The sequence below is a fragment of the Lysinibacillus cavernae genome, assembly GCF_009724685.1.
In the GTDB taxonomy this organism is placed as follows: Bacteria; Bacillota; Bacilli; order Bacillales_A; family Planococcaceae; genus Lysinibacillus; species Lysinibacillus cavernae.
In genome coordinates this window covers 440,040-456,241 of record NZ_WMEF01000002.1, presented here as the reverse complement: position 1 = coordinate 456,241, position 16,202 = coordinate 440,040, and the positions used below count along the sequence as shown (strand labels likewise).

The window sequence follows — 16,202 nt, the reverse complement described above, 5'->3', positions numbered from 1 at the left end:
AGAGAAGAATCCATTTTCAATATGGATTCTTCCTTTTTTATGTTTAATGATATTGAAACCAAGGGACCCATTTATTAGTAGTATCCTTAACAATATACAGTTCCCCAAGTGATGCACTTTGAGCTGGGAGTAATTTAGGGAACCTTAATCGTACAAACCAAGAATGGTCTGCAACTCTTTTTCCACAGAAGTTAATAGCCATTTTATAGTAATTTTCCTCAAAGCCAGTTAACAGAGGCATAGGTTGTATTACCTCGATTTCCCATTCTTGATAATCAGGATTAGTGCCGTATGTTTTGGGAATGATTTCATTCAATGCTCTAACTAGCCCATCTTTGTCTTTCTCAGTCGTTTTCAGCAGTGTATCAGGATTTGGACATGTTAAGCCATCAGGTATTGCACCTAAGAAACTGGTTGGAAAGATCAAAAGCATGACTATAATGGGCATGATCATTTTTCTCATGTTGTCACCTCCATTTCTAATAAAATGTAGATAATTTTCTCTTCTTGGCACAACCTACAAAGGCAATAAATTGTAGAGAGGATTTCTATCCCATGAAAAAATTCGCTTATATTTTAATGATTTTAGTATTTATTTTGATGATACCCAATAAGATGTATGCGCGAAGTGAACAAATCGATGATAAATTGTTTGCTGATCTATTAATGACAGTCCTAAATCCATCCATAGAAAAAGAAATTAGTAATTACTACGGGTATCACAAGCAGTATCCTTTAAATGATCCGAAGATTCTAAGTATCATTAGGGAAGGTCAGTTTAGCTTTATCGTCAAAGTTCAAGTCGTTACATTTGAACATGCACACTCCCCTCCTTATGGTAAGGAAACCATTACCTTCGAAGTTCTTCCAAATGAGATTAAAACCTTAAGTTTTCAACATGAGGGAGATGATGTAGAAAAAGAAATCAATGCATTTTATCGTGCAACACTTTCAAATCTAGAGCAAAGTTTTGGTCTGAATTTAGCGTCTTATTCTTCCTACACATACAATCAATTACAATATCAAGCTGAAATAAACAATGAAATGACATCTCTTGTTACGATAGCAGATGAAATCGTAACTAACATTTTGTTTCCAGAGCGAAAGATTCCGTACAAAAATGTTGTAGACCCTGTCACCTTTATAAAAGGCAATTCAGGTTTTATGCTCTTTAAAAAGGCTGACGGTACTAATGTCCGCTATCAACTACAAAAGACAGACGGCACTTGGAAAGTGACCGATAAAGCAAGTAAGTCAGGTAAGAAAATGGATTATAAATTACCTTGGTATGTATAAAAAATGAAGCCTACTGATTAAATCAGTTAGGCTTCAACATGCCGAAAACATTATAGTTTAAATCCTTGTCACTTGCTGTAGCTAAAGAAATACAAACGGTGCAAAATACTAAATCGATTTATAATAAATAACCGTTGCCTCTAAATCACCATCTTGTGAAATAACATACCCCGGGATTTTACCAACTTCTTGATAATCTAATGACTTGTATAATCTATTAGAAGGATCTCCTTCTCGCGTATCTAACACTAATAGTGAACGGTTTTCTTGTTTTGCTCTTTCTTCTGCTTTCTGCATAAGTGAGCGCCCAATACCGTTACGTCTAAAGTTTGGATGCGTCATTAACTTGCAAATCTCAGCTCTGTGCATGCCATTTGGCTTTGTCATTAAGTGCAATTGAATACTGCCAGCCACTCGATTATTGATTTTAGCAATAAACAAAATGACCTCTGGTGCTAAGGCAGTTTGCCAATACGTTGTCGCTTGTTCTTGTGCTAATGGAGGTAAAAACCCAACCGATGCTCCTTCGTCTACTACCGTTTTTAGGAGTTCAGATAGCTCTTCAATGTCTTCGCTGATTGTTCGAATCTCGTAAATTTCTATTTCTTGCATGAGTTCATCCCCTTTGCTCACTTCACCTATAATTGTATTATATCAAGCACTAGCTCTAAAATTGAATGTTTTGTTGATATAAAATTGTTTGCGCAATCCCAATAAAATACTCTGATTCAACTATAATATGATTTAAAACAACTTTAGCTGTAGGATTGGTACTTATCGGTTTACTTTCTTGCATCATAGTGCGACAGAAATTAATAAATTGTTCACTCTGTTGTAGACAGAAGGAAGTAAGTTCTAATATATCCTGGAAAAGTGTTTGGGAAACCTGTCCCTGTGATCGATTGACGGTTTCAATAAATCGAATGACTTGCTGATGTGTCTGAGCAAAAGCTTTTTCCCATTCTTTTAGTGCCTCCACATATTGCTGCTCTAGATCTTTTACAAGCTCTCTTATTACTACTGTATGTTCCTCTTCTTGATGTTTCCAAAATTCAGCTTCATCTAGTACACGTAAAGGCATTTGATTTCCATAATAAAACTGCATACATTTTCCCCCATTCCACTAATCTCTTATATGTATATACAAGAGATTTGGAAATAGAACTTTTATAGGGATTCACGACATCTTGGGACTTACAAACCAAGCTTTCTTTAAAAGCTCAATCCCCTTTTCAATTTCTTCTTCCTCTAGATTCGCAAACCCTAGCAAAACTTTCGCGGGCCCTAGGGCTGTTGGGCGTGCATAAAAAATAGAGGTTGGATAGACCTTCACTCCTTTCGTTTTCGCAGTATTGATTAGTTCCTCTTCAGACATCTTATTAGTTGGTTCAAGTAAAATATGTAAGCCACTACTAGCCCCATATATTTTCACGTTATCCCCTAAAGTTTGATGGATGGCCTTTATTAACACCTCATATTTTCGCTTATAGTAATTCCTTGATTTATTAAGATGTCTCTCCCAATGACCACTTTCCATAAAAAGCTGTAACGTATGTTGATGGAGTCTCGATACCGTTTGAACATAGTAGTTGTTCTTGCTAAATAAATGAATTAATTTTCTTGGTAATACCATATAGCTTAGCTTGATGGAAGGAATCAATGATTTTGAAAAGGTTCCCATATAGATAACGCGATCATTCGAATCCAACCCCTGTAGCGTAGGTATTGGTTTACCAGCATATCTAAACTCGCCATCATAATCGTCCTCTATGATATAAGCATTTTTTTCTTTTGCCCATTCTAGTAACGCTAGTCTTCTTGAAATGGGCATGACAGTACCGATTGGGAATTGATGTGAGGGAGTTATATAGACTGCTTTCATGTTACTATTTCTTAAATAATCGATTTGTATCCCATATTCGTCAAGAGGTACTGGTTCCACTTTTATGCCATTATCATTAAATAGGTAACGAACGCGATAATACCCTGGATCCTCCATTCCAAAAAGCTCATTTCGCCCAATTAAGTTACATACAATTCCCGTAAGATATTGCAGACCTGCACCGATGACAATTTGATCTGCTCTACATTTTACTCCTCTAGCTTCATAAAGATAGTTTGCAATATAAGTCCGTAATTCAAGCTCACCTTGTGCATCCCCATATAAAAACAGATGTGCCTGTTCTTCATCAAGACTTTGCATAGTCAGCTTACGCCATATTTTATAGGGAAAGTCTTTTAAGTTGATATCGCCATAATTAAAATCATACTGAATTTCAGTTAGCTTTTGTTCTTGCTGGGTCGCTAACTGTGGTGGATTAAAAGGCGAAGGACTTGTTTGAAAATAATCTTTTTCGAGTTCTACAACATACAACCCTTTTCGCTCTTTACTGATCACATAGCCTTCTGCTAGGAGCTGTTGATAGGCAGCGTCAACCGTGTTACGACTAATATGTAAATGGGTTGCTAAACTGCGTTGAGATGGCAATTTGGTTTTAGCTAAAATGTTGCCATTCTGAATTTCTATTTTTAAATAGCTATATAATTGAAGATAAAGAGGTTCTTCATTATTTAATATGGGTGTTATTTCGAGCATCGTTTTTTGGCTCCTTTGAAAATAACAATCTTGGCACTTTTAGAGGTACCAGTGAATGATTATAATAAAATCTACATTGTAGAGGAGAAAATGTAAAGACCTCTGATTACAATATTTTGTTTATTTAAAAAACTTACAATAATTTTCATGAAATGAGGAGAGATGACATGTACATTCCTAAGTATTACAAAATTACGGATTTAGACGAAATCAAAGAATTTATGAAAGAAAATTCCTTTGCAACTATTGTTTCAATAAGAAAAGGTAAGCCAATAGCCTCCCATATACCGGTATTATTGAATAAAATTCAAGATGATTATTACCTTACAGGTCACTTAGCCTATGGAAATCCATTATGGAAAACCTTCGAGGACGTGAATGATATTCTAGTGATCTTTAATGGTCCCCATGCTTATATTTCTTCCTCTTGGTATGAGCAAGAAAATGTGCCAACTTGGAACTATCAATCTGTTCATGTATACGGGAAAGCAAGTCTTATAGAAGGAAAAGAGTTAGAACATGATGTGGCCAACTTACTAGAAAAATATGAAAAATTCCGCGAAAATCCTGTTTTACTGGATAAATTATCTCCTGAATTAGTACAACAAGAAATGAAAGGAATAAAAGGATTTAAAATTAAGATAGAGGAAGTGCAAGCTGCCTATAAATTAAGTCAAAATCGTAATGCTAATGATTATGCCACTATTATTAGTGAACTGTATAAAGAAGAAAATCCTCATGCTGAAGCCGTTGCAGAAGCAATGAAGAGAAATAGAAATGAATAAACAAAAGGCTGAAATGTTGTTATGTCAACGTTTCAGCCTTTAATTTTAATCAAGTGTTTTGGTCATGATGAGATCAATTTGTTCTTCATCACCCATATAAAAAGAATGCGCACCTGTTTGGACAAAGCCTATTTTCTTATAAAAACCGATGGCATGATCATTTTTCTCCCAAACCCCTAGCCAAATCCTTTTTTTGCTTTGTGCAATAGCGACTTCCATTGCTTGATTGTATAGATGTTTTCCAAGTCCTTTTCCTTGATATTTATTTCGAATATAAATTCTTTCAATTTCGAGTGAGTCATCCCCCATTTGTTCAGATTGAGCATCATTAACATTTATCTTTAAATAACCCGCAATTTCTTCGTCATCATAGATGAAATAAAATTCTGAGGAGATGATAGATAATTCCTTCTCCAGCTGTTTATCGTGAAATGCTTGTTCTAAATAAGCGTTCATATTTTCAGCAGAGTTCTGATCTTTAAACGTATCATTGAATGTTTCAATGCTTACCTCTTGTAGTTTTTTTAAATCTTCAAGATTACATTTCTCTAATTTTACTGTCATAGATTACACTCCTTTATAGGCAACTCTTTCTAGATTTTATATTGCAAATGCAACAAAAAGAGTATATATTCAATTTAACGCAATTTTATTGTATTTGCAATAAAAATGATGAAAAGAGGTATTGTAGTGAAATATGCTATTTATGTAATAGGCATTTTAATCTTAACGTTAGGTATTTCTTTCACAATTCAATCTAACCTTGGCACTTCCCCGTTTGATGCCCTTTTGGTAGGACTATTTAAAAATGTGGGGTTAACTGTAGGAAGCTGGGAGATCATACTTGCTTTCATATTGATTGCCTGTAATTCAGCATTAGCAAGACAAAGACCAGAATTGTTAGGTTTAATCACAGCATGTATAACAGGTTTAGGGATTGATATGTGGCTATTTTTATTACACAATTTAGTAACACCTGCAATATGGTATAGCAAGGCCGTCTGTTTTGGAATTGGTTTAGTCGTAACAGGCTTAGGGACGGCAACCTATTTACATACAAATTTTGCGCCAATTCCAGTTGACCGATTAACCTTAATTATTAAAGAATTAACGAAAACATCTATCTTTTTCTCAAGAACAGTTATTTATCTCTTATTCTTATTATTGGCATTTCTGTTTAAAGGGCCAATCGGGATCGGAACATTATTAACAGTTTGTTTGGGAGGATTTATCCTCCATTTCTTTATGCCAATTACTAGAAGAATACTCGATAACATACTTATACACGCTAATACATCACAAAATAATCCATATGAAGAGCATAGAAACTAGACGATAAAATATAAAACCAGATACTCGATCAAGATAGAGTTCTGGTTAATTTTTATTGTTGAATATGGCTGACTCAATTCAGGCTTCAACTTAATCAGGATTTCTTATTAAAAGACCTTTAATATTTCCTTTTTAAAATATACATAATATGTAGAGACTCAAAAATTTGATCAGTTTTTAGACACTCCCTTATTGTCCCCTTTAACCGCGAAGCCCTGTTTTATCTTTTACATCTAACCATAAACGCTGTGCCTTACGATTCGTATATATCCAATAATTTAATAAGGTTGAATGAATCCTTCTCATACACCTTTCGAAATTATCTAATTCCGCAATACTACAGGGTAGTTCCCTTTCCTATCTTCTACAAGAGGAGAGTCACTTATTGATTGGATAACTGTTACTTTATAAAACTATTATTCACAGTTTTTCAATTGGATGAAACATTTAAATTAACACTTTAGTCCCTTTTTATCCATTAACTTCATATATTTTTAGTAAAATTGCCCATGATTATTGCAGAAGTTTTACAGAGTTAAAATTAAGATTTCAATTTTGTTGTTTAGTCATAATCAGTAATATTATTGAAAAATAACTCTTCCCTATTTCATGCTATTCTTACTTTAGTTCAAAGGCGGAAGCTTTTTGAAAGGGGTAAGGTTTAATTGAAGAAAAAATGGTTACTACCCATTTTCGCATCGTTTATGTTCTTTACAGGCGTTGGTATTCATGATGCGGAAGCGGCGACAATAGCAGATATAACAAATACAGCAAAAGCATATATAGGTGCTCCTTATAAATATGGAGGAACTGACATTAAGACAGGTATTGATTGCTCAGCATATACACAATTAATTTTTTCTAAGTTAGGTATTTCACTAGAGCGTACATCTAAAGCTCAATATCAGCAAGGTACTTCTATCTCAAAAGACAGTTTAAAAACGGGTGATCTCGTATTCTTTAATACTTCTGGAAGCGGTGTTTCACACGTTGGCATATACATAGGTGACAGCAGTTTTATTTCTGCTACTACAAGTTCTGGGGTTAAAATAGACAAAATCAACGACCCTTATTACTGGGGATCTCGTTACGTAGGAGCAAAACGTATTGCAAACTTTACTGAAAATGATTTTGGCGAAGTAAAAGATGCAGAAATAGACTTTAACATTTATGCATCTCGCGGAGAGGTAGCGCTTCAACTAGCTAACAAATTACATTTAAATACTAGTAATACAGACTCAAGTTTCCCTGATGTCAAACCATCTTCTAAATATGCAGGTGCTGCTGAAGCACTGAAAAAAATCGGCGTATTTACTGGTGATGAAAATGGGAAATTTAATCCAGGTTCCCCGATTACTCGTGGTCAATTATCGAAAGTTTTAGTGGAAGCATTTCATTTAAAACAACAAGGAACAGCAGAACAATTTATAGATGTTCCAAATGCTCATTGGGCTAACAACTATGTAGCTATCCTTGCTTCTAATAAAGTTACAGTAGGTAAAGGCGACAGCACATTCGGAGTAAACGACAATGTAACACTGGTACATTTAGATGCCTTTTTACAACGATTAACTCAATAATTCATTGAAAAGGCATTTCATCTATGGATGAGATGCCTTTATTCCTTGTACTTATTACGCCCCTTGTATCCCTCCTATTCCTTCTCCCATAGCTTTAATCATGAAAAAAAGCCAGTACTATTTGTACTGACTTAAAAATTATTCTGGTTGTTGGATTATTAGATAGAACAATTAGCGTTAACATAAACGCGATGATTCCTAAAACAGGCTATTGTTTTCTAAATGAACTCCTAATAAGAAACAGGTACTTTACTTTCATTTTCCTCACTAGCTTTAGAGTATAGTTTTTTTGTGACGATAAAGTACAAAAATGTACCAGTTAATCCTAGTATAAGCAGTAATCCTCCCATATAAATTGGAGGAATCCACTCTCCAATGATGGTAAGTAACGAAGAAATAACCATTGCCCCGTAGAGAGTCATGCTATTAAATGCCATGTAGGTGCTACGCGCGTTAGGTGGTGCAATTTCACCTAGCATCGCTTGTTTAATAGGAACATACATCAGTTCACCAATTGTTCCAATAAACATAGCAATAAAAAGAATTAACACATTATTTGTAACAGCAAAAATACTAAAACATATCGAAAAAATCAGCATCCCTGTAGCTAGCGTCCAGCGATCACTCCACTTTCTAAAGACGAATAATATAACACTGGATAAAAGTACTACAAGAATTGTATTCTCTGTGCGGAGAAAGCCTAACATTTTTGTACCATCAAGCATGAAATCTATAGTAAAAAATGAAGCTGACTGATGAGGTATATCTTTTTCAAGACGTATCCCAATATAGTTTGTTAACGACTGCTCCAGAGAAAAGATTAAAATCCCCCCCATAATATAAAACATAAACAGCTTATCTTTTAAAACAATAGAAAAACTATTAAACATCTCTTTTAATGCAAAATTTTGTTGATGATTAGGTGCTTTAGTAGAAGGTTTGGGTATGTAGGTTTCCGTAATAAAAAATATCGTTATCCATACAGATAACAGAGAGATTAGTGTTATCCCAATAAATAGTTCAAATAAGTAATTTTTGAAAAGAAATGCGCCAATGATTCCGCCAATAGCAGTTGCTAAATTCCCCAACCAATAGCTAATTGTAAAAACAAACTTTCTAGAATCGGGATTAGTAATATCTATAATCATAGCTTGTGCTGCTGGCTGAAACATGCCGCCACAAAACATATTGATGATAAAAAATCCTGCAGAAAAATAGGGTGAGTCAAACCAAGGGGAATTGCAAAGTGTTATAAACAAATACGAAAGCAATAAACCTAGTTCAGAATAAATCATTATTTTTTTTCGGCCTATTCTGTCTGAGACATGACCTCCTATAATACCACCAATAACACCACTTACTACAATAATAATTAGTATTATTCCTGTTTGAGTAGCTCCGATTTTTTGAGAAAAATAGATAGCTAGAAAAGGTATAACAGCCATTGTAATAAGGCTTCCTAGAAATTGCATAGCTAGACGAAGTTTGACATTAGGATGGATATCCTTCCATTTCATTTAACTCACCCCTTATTAGTAATAGGACCAAATAATCTAAGAGCTTGTCTCGTTATATCTTTCCACATCAAGTTTGTATACTCATCTATAAACGTTAAACGCATCCCATTCAAGATGGATAAGTATGACTCGGCTATTAATGATGTGGATTCTTCATAAAAGTAACCTTGCTTTTGTCCTGCTTCAATAACTGGGTGAATACTGACTATAAACCCATTGACGAAATCGTTTAACTCATTAAAAAGTTTTGTATATCGATCAGGTCTCGCAAGAACCTGTTGAATTAGGCGTAGAAAATCACTTCTCATTGAAAACAGTTGTACATGGCAATCTATCATTTCCTTCACACTATCAAGAGGATCACCTTTAAAGTGTTTTTCTATCTCGATAAAGTAAGTTTTAATTTCCTCCAATGGCTCTAAAATCGTTGCCTCATAAAGTGCTTCTTTAGAATCAAAATACGTAAATACTGTTCCAAAACTAACTCCTGCTTCTTTTGCTATTTCGGCCACTTTTGTCTCTGCAAAACCATTTTCGCTGTATAATTTGATTGCAGCGTTTAGAATAGTAGCGCGTTTTATTTTCTTTTTTTCATTAATAGTAAGTTTAGGTTCCATTTTGAAACTCCTTTCCAAAAAAATGATTGATGAATCAATCAAATTGTATTGTAATTTGTTTCCACTGTCAATTTATTTTTTATACTTATTTTTACAGTTACGTAAATTATGTTTCATTACTATAACATTTCGTATTTATAAAAACAGGTGTTGCTTAAGCTAAGCAACACCCGTTTTTTATCCTATTCGCTACTCCTCTAACTGTTTTCCAACAACTTCTCCACCTGTAGTACTTTCATGACTAGGTTTGACTCTCTTAATAAAGAAAGCGAGGATAAGTGCAATCACCGCAATCAATGTTGAAAGGAAGAAGGTATAATTAATACCATGTAGCATGGCTTCATTCATAATTTGTTGCTGTAATTCAGTGGCAGATTGTGTAGATGCTTGTGCTGCATTGGCACTCATATTGTTCATTGTACTTGCAGCTAATTCTTCTGCCCTTGCAGTTGTTTTATTGTTCATGATGGTAATCAAAACTGCAGAACCTATCGCACCAGATACTTGCTGTAAGGTATTGTTCATCGCTGTTCCATGTGGATTATTATGTGCTGGAAGCTGATTCAAACCATTTGTCATAACAGGCATCATAACCATTGACATCCCTAACATACGTAATGTATATAACAGAACAAGTGTTGAGTAGGCAGTATCCATACTAATTTTGCTAAAGTAATACGATGTCACAATCGTAATAATCAAGCCGAAAACAGCCAAGCTTCTTGCCCCATACTTATCAAATAGCTTCCCTGTAATTGGTGACATAATCCCCATAACAATCGCACCAGGTAGCATTAATAAACCAGAATCCATTGGTGAAATCCCACGAATGGTTTGTACGTAAATAGGCATTAAGATCATCGCTGAAAACATGGCTACCGCAATGACGATGGAAATCGCTGATGACAAAGCGAACATTGGGTATTTGAAAATACGAAACTCAAGCATTGGTTCATCCATTCGTAGTTGACGAAGGATAAAGGTAATTAAAGCGAGTGCTCCAATAATAATCGTTCCATAGACAAATATATTGTCCCAACCTTTTTCCCCTGCCGAACTAAAGCCATATAACAAGCCACCAAACCCTATACTTGATAGAACAAGAGACATGACATCCAACTTAATCGCACGTTGTGGTGTAACATTCTTTAATTTAAAGGCTGCGAAAATTAACGTTAAAATGGCAATTGGCAGAACAAGATCAAACAACATTCTCCAGCTATAATGCTCAATCAACCAGCCAGAAAGTGTTGGTCCAATGGCTGGTGCTGTAATCATTACGAGGCCGAACATCCCCATTGCGGCCCCTCGTTTTTCGACTGGAAATGCAGTCAACATAACATTCATTAATAAAGGCATCATAATTGCTGAGCCTGCAGCTTGAATCATTCGAGCCCCTAGTAACACACCAAAGGCAGGTGCAATACTTGCGATGAATGTTCCCAAAGTAAATAAGGCCATCGCAATAATAAATAGCCTTTTATCGGTAAAGCGCTGAATGAAGAACGCACTTGCGGGGATTAAAATACCGTTAACTAACATATAACCTGTTGATAGCCATTGTACTGCAGTTGCATTAACATCAAATTCTTCCATAATGGCAGGAAGAGCAATATTAAGTAATGTTTCATTCAAAATCGCAACAAAGGCCCCGATAAATAAAATGGCAATCATGCCGTATGGCGCTTTTGTCTCAACAGAAATGGTGTTCTCCGACATATAGTATCAGTCCTACTTTCTTTATCTTTTTCAATTTCATTTGCATTTTTATAAAGCCTTTTATTTGCCTCTAAGTCTTTAACAAATTTGAACTACAACGTCATCGAGATGAGTAGTTTTTTCCCCCAATCTGCTGTTTTGCTCCTGCTGATTTCATCGCAACCACCCCTCAAAAAAATAAAATTAAAATTGTTGACGAAAGAATAGAGTGTATTGTATAATTAAAATAGGGATAATTTGCGTAAAGTTAATTATACATCGTCTATCTTTATAAATTTACCATAAGACATAGTAAATTTCAATCTGTTATACATAAATGATTTTCACAAAAAAGTCGATTCCTAAACGATAGGAATTCGACTTTTTTGTTTGTCCTCACCTTTTTATTAGCCCTGCGCTAGTTAATTCATAAATAGTTGTGGCTACTTCTTGTAAGTAGCGACGATCATGTGAAACACTAATAATAACCCCTCTATATTGTGCTAATGCCTGACACAAAACAGGCGTTGTCAAAGGGCTAAAGTTTCTTGTTGGTTCATCCAAAATCAATATCTCACAGCGCTCCATAATCATTTTTACTATAAGTAGCTTCGCTTTTTGCCCCCCACTCAAATTGCCAATCTTCTGCTGCATTTCATCGCTTGTAAATTTCATACTACCCAAAATTGTGAAAGCTCTTGTCATCGCCTCTTTATCACCAGTAGTGACTAGAAAATTAATGGGAGATTGACTTGGGTCCAGTAAATCCTCGTAATTCTGTGGCATGTATCCTATTTTTAATGAAGAATGTTCCTGTAATTTATCCATTATTAATTTTAATAAAGTTGATTTTCCGACGCCATTTTCCCCAATAATCGCCACTTTTTCTGGTCCAATGATGGATAACTTTATATTTTGTGAAAGTTGATTATTGGCTATTTGAAGTGTTTCTAATGATAGCTCAAGTATTTTTTTCTGGCGATGGACATGTATCAAGGAATCAAAGTGAAATTCACTCGCCTCTTCTACACTTGGCATCTCTAGGAAATTATCTGTCGCTCTCTCCAGGCGCTTTTTTTGATTTTTTAATGACTTTATTTTCTTTTGTAATCTGGGATCTGAACGAGATACATGTTGATGCTGATGCTCTGCTTTGTTCCAAACATCATGCCACTTCCCCATTTGTTTTTTATAATCGGCCGCTTGCTTTCTTGCCACCTGTTCCTGTTTAAGCAAATTATTTTCTCGATGGGCAAGGTATGTTTCATAAGGCTCTCTCGTCAATGTATATTTAGGCGTTTGCTTGCGATTTGTAAGCTCGATGTGAATAATTGCGTTAGCAGTTTGACGAATAAATGTTTCATCATGTGATACAAAAACAACAGGTATCGAAGTTTGTTGAATAAATTTTTCTAACCATTCTATTGTGTTAATATCCAAATCATTTGTCGGTTCATCTAATAAAAGAATATCTGGATCCATAGCGAGTAATTTTAAAAAACGATACTTAAATCGCTCCCCTCCTGAGAAATCTCCTATTCTTTTGTCTGAAACAAATGATTCAATTCTGAAATCCTCCATGGCTTGCAACAATTCTTTATTCCAATTGTTTTCTAAAAATAACTCCGTGATAGTCTGCATTTTTTCTTGTGCCGATAGCTCCTGTGAAAGATAACCTAGTGAAAAATCGTTTTTAAGAATTTTTCCTTCATACGTACAATAATCAGCAATCAATTGTTCATTGTAAATGCATTTTAATAAAGTGCTTTTACCATTCCCTTCTTCTCCTATAATGACCATCTTGTCTCCTTTTTGAATACTAAGCTGGAGGTGATCAATTAGCGTCCGATTGTCTTTTATGGTTTTAATGGTAAGGTTATGAATTTCTATCATGTAGATGCCCCTTTCATTTTTACTTGATTTTCCTTTGATTGTTAGTTGTTCATGTGCATCACCCTTAAATTTAATCAAAATAAAAAAGATGCCTCTGTTTATAAACAGAAGCATCTCGCTCATCGAAAGTATTCACCCTATGTTTCAATTACGACTCGGCGTCATCACGTCCAGATTTCAAGCTTGCTCAAAAAGCTCCTCATTCAGCTGGTGATTGAACAATCGCTGAAAAAAGGTAAAACAAGCGTTTCCGAGTATAAAGGACAAGATAAAAGGTCATAGAGTAGTAAATTCAAAATATGATAGGTGAAGATTAGCTTCTTGTTTATTTATTATGAGATTAACTTTTCTAATAGATAAACAATTGCTCAAATTCTTCACCCTCCGTTCCAATTAAGTATTTTCAATCTACCATATTATTCTATTTATTGTCAATTTTATTGGTGTCTATCAGTCACTTTTGTATTACCTATTATGAATAAAAGATAAATACTCAAAAGCTGTTGTGCCAAAAATACATTTAAATTGCTTGTTTAAATGAGCTAAATCAACGTAGCCACATTGTGCGACTGCTACATAAATATCACCTGTTTGCTCAATTATGGATTTAGCTCGCTCCACTTTACAATTTAAGAAGTATTGGTAAGGTGTGATCCCCGTGTGCTTTTTAAAAAAACGAATGAATTGGAATGTCGTCATTTGTAGCTCCTGACAAATATCTTCAATTTTCAGTACGTTTTCAACATGTGAATGAATGATTTCTTTGGCTTTTTTTATAATAAAACTATCCATTTTCATTGATGAACTAACATCTTGTGCCACTAAGCAGTCTGTTAAATGTAAAAACAATTCATTACATCGTGCGGAATTTTCTTCTGTTAAAATGGCATGTGACAGCTTTAGTATCTGTTGCTTGATATGATTATTATAGATGATGGGTTTCTCAAAACTGACAATATCCTTTTTTTGAATGGCCTCTAAAAATAATGCAGGGTCAATGTAAAGCATTACATATTCAAGTCCTTCTCGATTATAAGCCATCCCATCATGGACTTGTTCGGGATTAAAAAACATGACGCCATTTTCATGCGAAAGCTGTACATTTCCATCTAAATAGTAATGCTGAATACCTTTTAACGTTACGCCCAAAGCATATTCTTGATGTGCGTGCTTTTTGTATTTAAAATCTGTAAAACTAGCCTTTAACGCAGTAATCCCAGCTGTTTTTTTATATGTAAAACTTTGCATATTTTCACCTCTTTTAAATCCAAATCATCACTGCTGCATAAACCAAACACATTGCCATGAAAACATTGACGATTTTTTTATGGTTTTGTAAAAATTGTTTAAAGATTGCGCCAAATAATACCCATAATAAGAAAGCAATTAAACCAATAATCGTAATGGCCAATACACTTAATGATAACGCGAAAAGCGAATTGTAATAAGGTAAAACGAAGCTTGGAATAACTGTCATTGTAAATAATACTACTTTAGGGTTTAAAAACTGCATCAAAAACCCTGATGAGAAGTTTCCTGTTTTATTTTCACTCTTACTGGAAGTATCCATTTTGTATATTTGGTAAGCAAGATACAGCATATAAGTCGTACCAATAATTTGCATAATCAGCAAAACTTTTGGAATCCATGTTGAAAACAGTGAATTTAGAAAAGCGGATAAAACTAGTAATATAAAAAATGCAATCGTAGAACCATAAGAAAAATGTAAACCTCTTTTGATCCCATAATTCTGTGTCGTTGATAAAATGACAATATTTGTTGGTCCTGGTGTAGCCGTAATAATAAAACAGTACATTAAAAAAGATGTAATATTCAAGAAGCAAACTCCCTTTCAAGTTTATCTCTTTGAATTATTACATCTATTAGTTAAATCATTATAGTACAAAATTGCACATTTATTTTGTCCAATTACCTGGTTTCCAATCCTCTTCTATCCATGTTGGATTCGGTGCTTCATATGGTGCTGTCGCCATTAATTTATCTTGTTGCCATATGGCTGCCTTAGATCGAATCATTTCATCTAGTAAAGGTTTGACAAATTCCTTGGGCTCTATTCGAAAAGAGTGAACGGCGAAATCATGAAACCAGCCACAGCTTAGCAGATAAGGTGTGATTTCCTTGCTCGTTAATCCATTTTTCATCATCAGTGTAAAAGAAAAGATTCGCTTACATGCATGCCAAGCCATTTTTTCAGGAGATTCCATCCACTTTTCTAGTCGTTCTCTCGCTTTGTCCATCATCATTTTTGGGTCTTCGATAGCCCGTCCGTGACCAGGATAGGCTATTTTTATTGATAGTTTAGCAAGTCGCTCTAAACTTTCATAGGAGCGTCTTATACTGTTTGTGCCTTCGCGAAAAATATTCAACCATCCGACATCATTGTGATGAAATAAATCACCACAAATCAACATCTGCTGCTTTGGTTCGTATAAAGCTATGTGACCTAAAGTATGTCCTGGTGTATGTAAAACCTGAAGAGCACTATTTCCTGTCACAATTTCTTGTTCATCTACAAGTAGCTGTTGAACGACATATTGTTCGACAGGTTGATCTAAATAATGAGCACCACATGACTCTACATCACATTGATTCACCATTTCTCCTTCCCAAAGATGTGCGGCAATCGGCAGGTCATATTGCTGCTGAAAGTAATGATTTCCTCCGACATGATCGCTATGATAATGTGTATTAATGATGCCATTTAACTGCATTGGTACTATCCCAGCATCGGATAAAAGCTTCTCAGTTCGTGTAATATCACTACCAAAGCCAGTATCAACTAATAAAGTTTGTTCATCTTGGATAACAATACTATTTGCACTTGGGAATGGACGTTCAAAAAACAAAGTTTCAGCAGTTTTCATAGG

At 34.7% G+C, this 16,202-nt stretch carries 16 protein-coding genes; 4 read left to right on the top strand and 12 right to left on the bottom strand.

All coding sequences use genetic code 11. The features are described 5' to 3' along the window. Positions 1 to 43: 43 nt before the first annotated feature. Complete coding sequence (locus GJU32_RS06720; RefSeq protein ID WP_155591165.1) at positions 44 to 463, bottom strand: hypothetical protein; 420 nt, start codon at positions 461 to 463, stop codon at positions 44 to 46. A gap of 92 nt (positions 464 to 555) precedes the next feature. On the opposite strand from GJU32_RS06720, the gene GJU32_RS06715 reads away from it, so the two are divergent. Beyond that, a complete protein-coding gene (locus GJU32_RS06715; protein ID WP_155591164.1) occupies positions 556 to 1,296 on the top strand; it encodes a DUF3888 domain-containing protein in 741 nt (246 codons plus the stop codon). Positions 1,297 to 1,404: 108 nt separating this feature from the next. Here GJU32_RS06715 and GJU32_RS06710 read toward each other — a convergent pair whose 3' ends face one another. From GJU32_RS06710 to pdxR, 3 genes are all read right to left on the bottom strand, one after another. Continuing rightward, a complete protein-coding gene (locus GJU32_RS06710; RefSeq protein WP_155591163.1) occupies positions 1,405 to 1,908 on the bottom strand; it encodes a GNAT family N-acetyltransferase in 504 nt (167 codons plus the stop codon). Positions 1,909 to 1,963: 55 nt separating this feature from the next. Next, positions 1,964 to 2,401, bottom strand: a complete 438-nt coding sequence (locus GJU32_RS06705) for a DUF2935 domain-containing protein (RefSeq protein ID WP_155591162.1) — start codon at positions 2,399 to 2,401, stop codon at positions 1,964 to 1,966. A 72-nt stretch (positions 2,402 to 2,473) separates the two neighbouring features. Continuing rightward, entirely contained in the window at positions 2,474 to 3,892 is a 1,419-nt protein-coding gene (gene pdxR / locus GJU32_RS06700; RefSeq protein ID WP_155591161.1) for a MocR-like pyridoxine biosynthesis transcription factor PdxR, read from the bottom strand. A gap of 167 nt (positions 3,893 to 4,059) precedes the next feature. Between pdxR and GJU32_RS06695 the strand changes: the two genes are divergently transcribed. Further along, a complete protein-coding gene (locus GJU32_RS06695; protein ID WP_155591160.1) occupies positions 4,060 to 4,677 on the top strand; it encodes an FMN-binding negative transcriptional regulator in 618 nt (205 codons plus the stop codon). 45 nt (positions 4,678 to 4,722) lie between these two features. Here GJU32_RS06695 and paiA read toward each other — a convergent pair whose 3' ends face one another. Beyond that, positions 4,723 to 5,241 carry a spermidine/spermine N(1)-acetyltransferase gene (gene paiA, locus GJU32_RS06690; protein ID WP_155591159.1) on the bottom strand — a complete coding sequence of 173 codons (519 nt, stop codon included), beginning with the start codon at positions 5,239 to 5,241 and terminating at the stop codon, positions 4,723 to 4,725. Positions 5,242 to 5,367: 126 nt separating this feature from the next. Between paiA and GJU32_RS06685 the strand changes: the two genes are divergently transcribed. Continuing rightward, positions 5,368 to 6,009, top strand: a complete 642-nt coding sequence (locus GJU32_RS06685) for a YczE/YyaS/YitT family protein (RefSeq protein ID WP_155591158.1) — start codon at positions 5,368 to 5,370, stop codon at positions 6,007 to 6,009. 665 nt (positions 6,010 to 6,674) lie between these two features. Next, complete coding sequence (locus GJU32_RS06680) at positions 6,675 to 7,589, top strand: C40 family peptidase (RefSeq protein WP_155591157.1); 915 nt, start codon at positions 6,675 to 6,677, stop codon at positions 7,587 to 7,589. 230 nt (positions 7,590 to 7,819) lie between these two features. Here the strand turns inward: GJU32_RS06680 and GJU32_RS06675 are convergent, their stop codons facing one another. The 7 genes from GJU32_RS06675 to GJU32_RS06645 form a co-directional block, all read right to left on the bottom strand. Beyond that, positions 7,820 to 9,106: an MFS transporter gene (locus tag GJU32_RS06675; RefSeq protein ID WP_155591156.1), complete on the bottom strand. Its 1,287-nt coding sequence runs from the start codon at positions 9,104 to 9,106 to the stop codon at positions 7,820 to 7,822. Between the two features lie 5 nt (positions 9,107 to 9,111). Next, the gene (locus tag GJU32_RS06670; protein WP_155591155.1) at positions 9,112 to 9,723 is read right to left on the bottom strand and encodes a TetR/AcrR family transcriptional regulator; all 612 of its coding nucleotides are present in this window, start codon (positions 9,721 to 9,723) and stop codon (positions 9,112 to 9,114) included. Positions 9,724 to 9,912: 189 nt separating this feature from the next. Beyond that, entirely contained in the window at positions 9,913 to 11,442 is a 1,530-nt protein-coding gene (locus GJU32_RS06665) for a DHA2 family efflux MFS transporter permease subunit (RefSeq protein WP_155591154.1), read from the bottom strand. Positions 11,443 to 11,817: 375 nt separating this feature from the next. Then, on the bottom strand, positions 11,818 to 13,392 hold the full coding sequence (locus tag GJU32_RS06660; protein ID WP_230874964.1) for an ATP-binding cassette domain-containing protein: 1,575 nt from the start codon (positions 13,390 to 13,392) through the stop codon (positions 11,818 to 11,820). A gap of 387 nt (positions 13,393 to 13,779) precedes the next feature. Then, positions 13,780 to 14,562, bottom strand: a complete 783-nt coding sequence (locus GJU32_RS06655) for an AraC family transcriptional regulator (protein WP_155591152.1) — start codon at positions 14,560 to 14,562, stop codon at positions 13,780 to 13,782. A 13-nt stretch (positions 14,563 to 14,575) separates the two neighbouring features. Further along, a complete protein-coding gene (locus GJU32_RS06650) occupies positions 14,576 to 15,151 on the bottom strand; it encodes a LysE family translocator (RefSeq protein WP_155591151.1) in 576 nt (191 codons plus the stop codon). A 79-nt stretch (positions 15,152 to 15,230) separates the two neighbouring features. Beyond that, positions 15,231 to 16,199, bottom strand: coding sequence for an MBL fold metallo-hydrolase (locus GJU32_RS06645; RefSeq protein ID WP_155591150.1), 969 nt, complete (start codon positions 16,197 to 16,199; stop codon positions 15,231 to 15,233). Positions 16,200 to 16,202 lie beyond the last annotated feature (3 nt).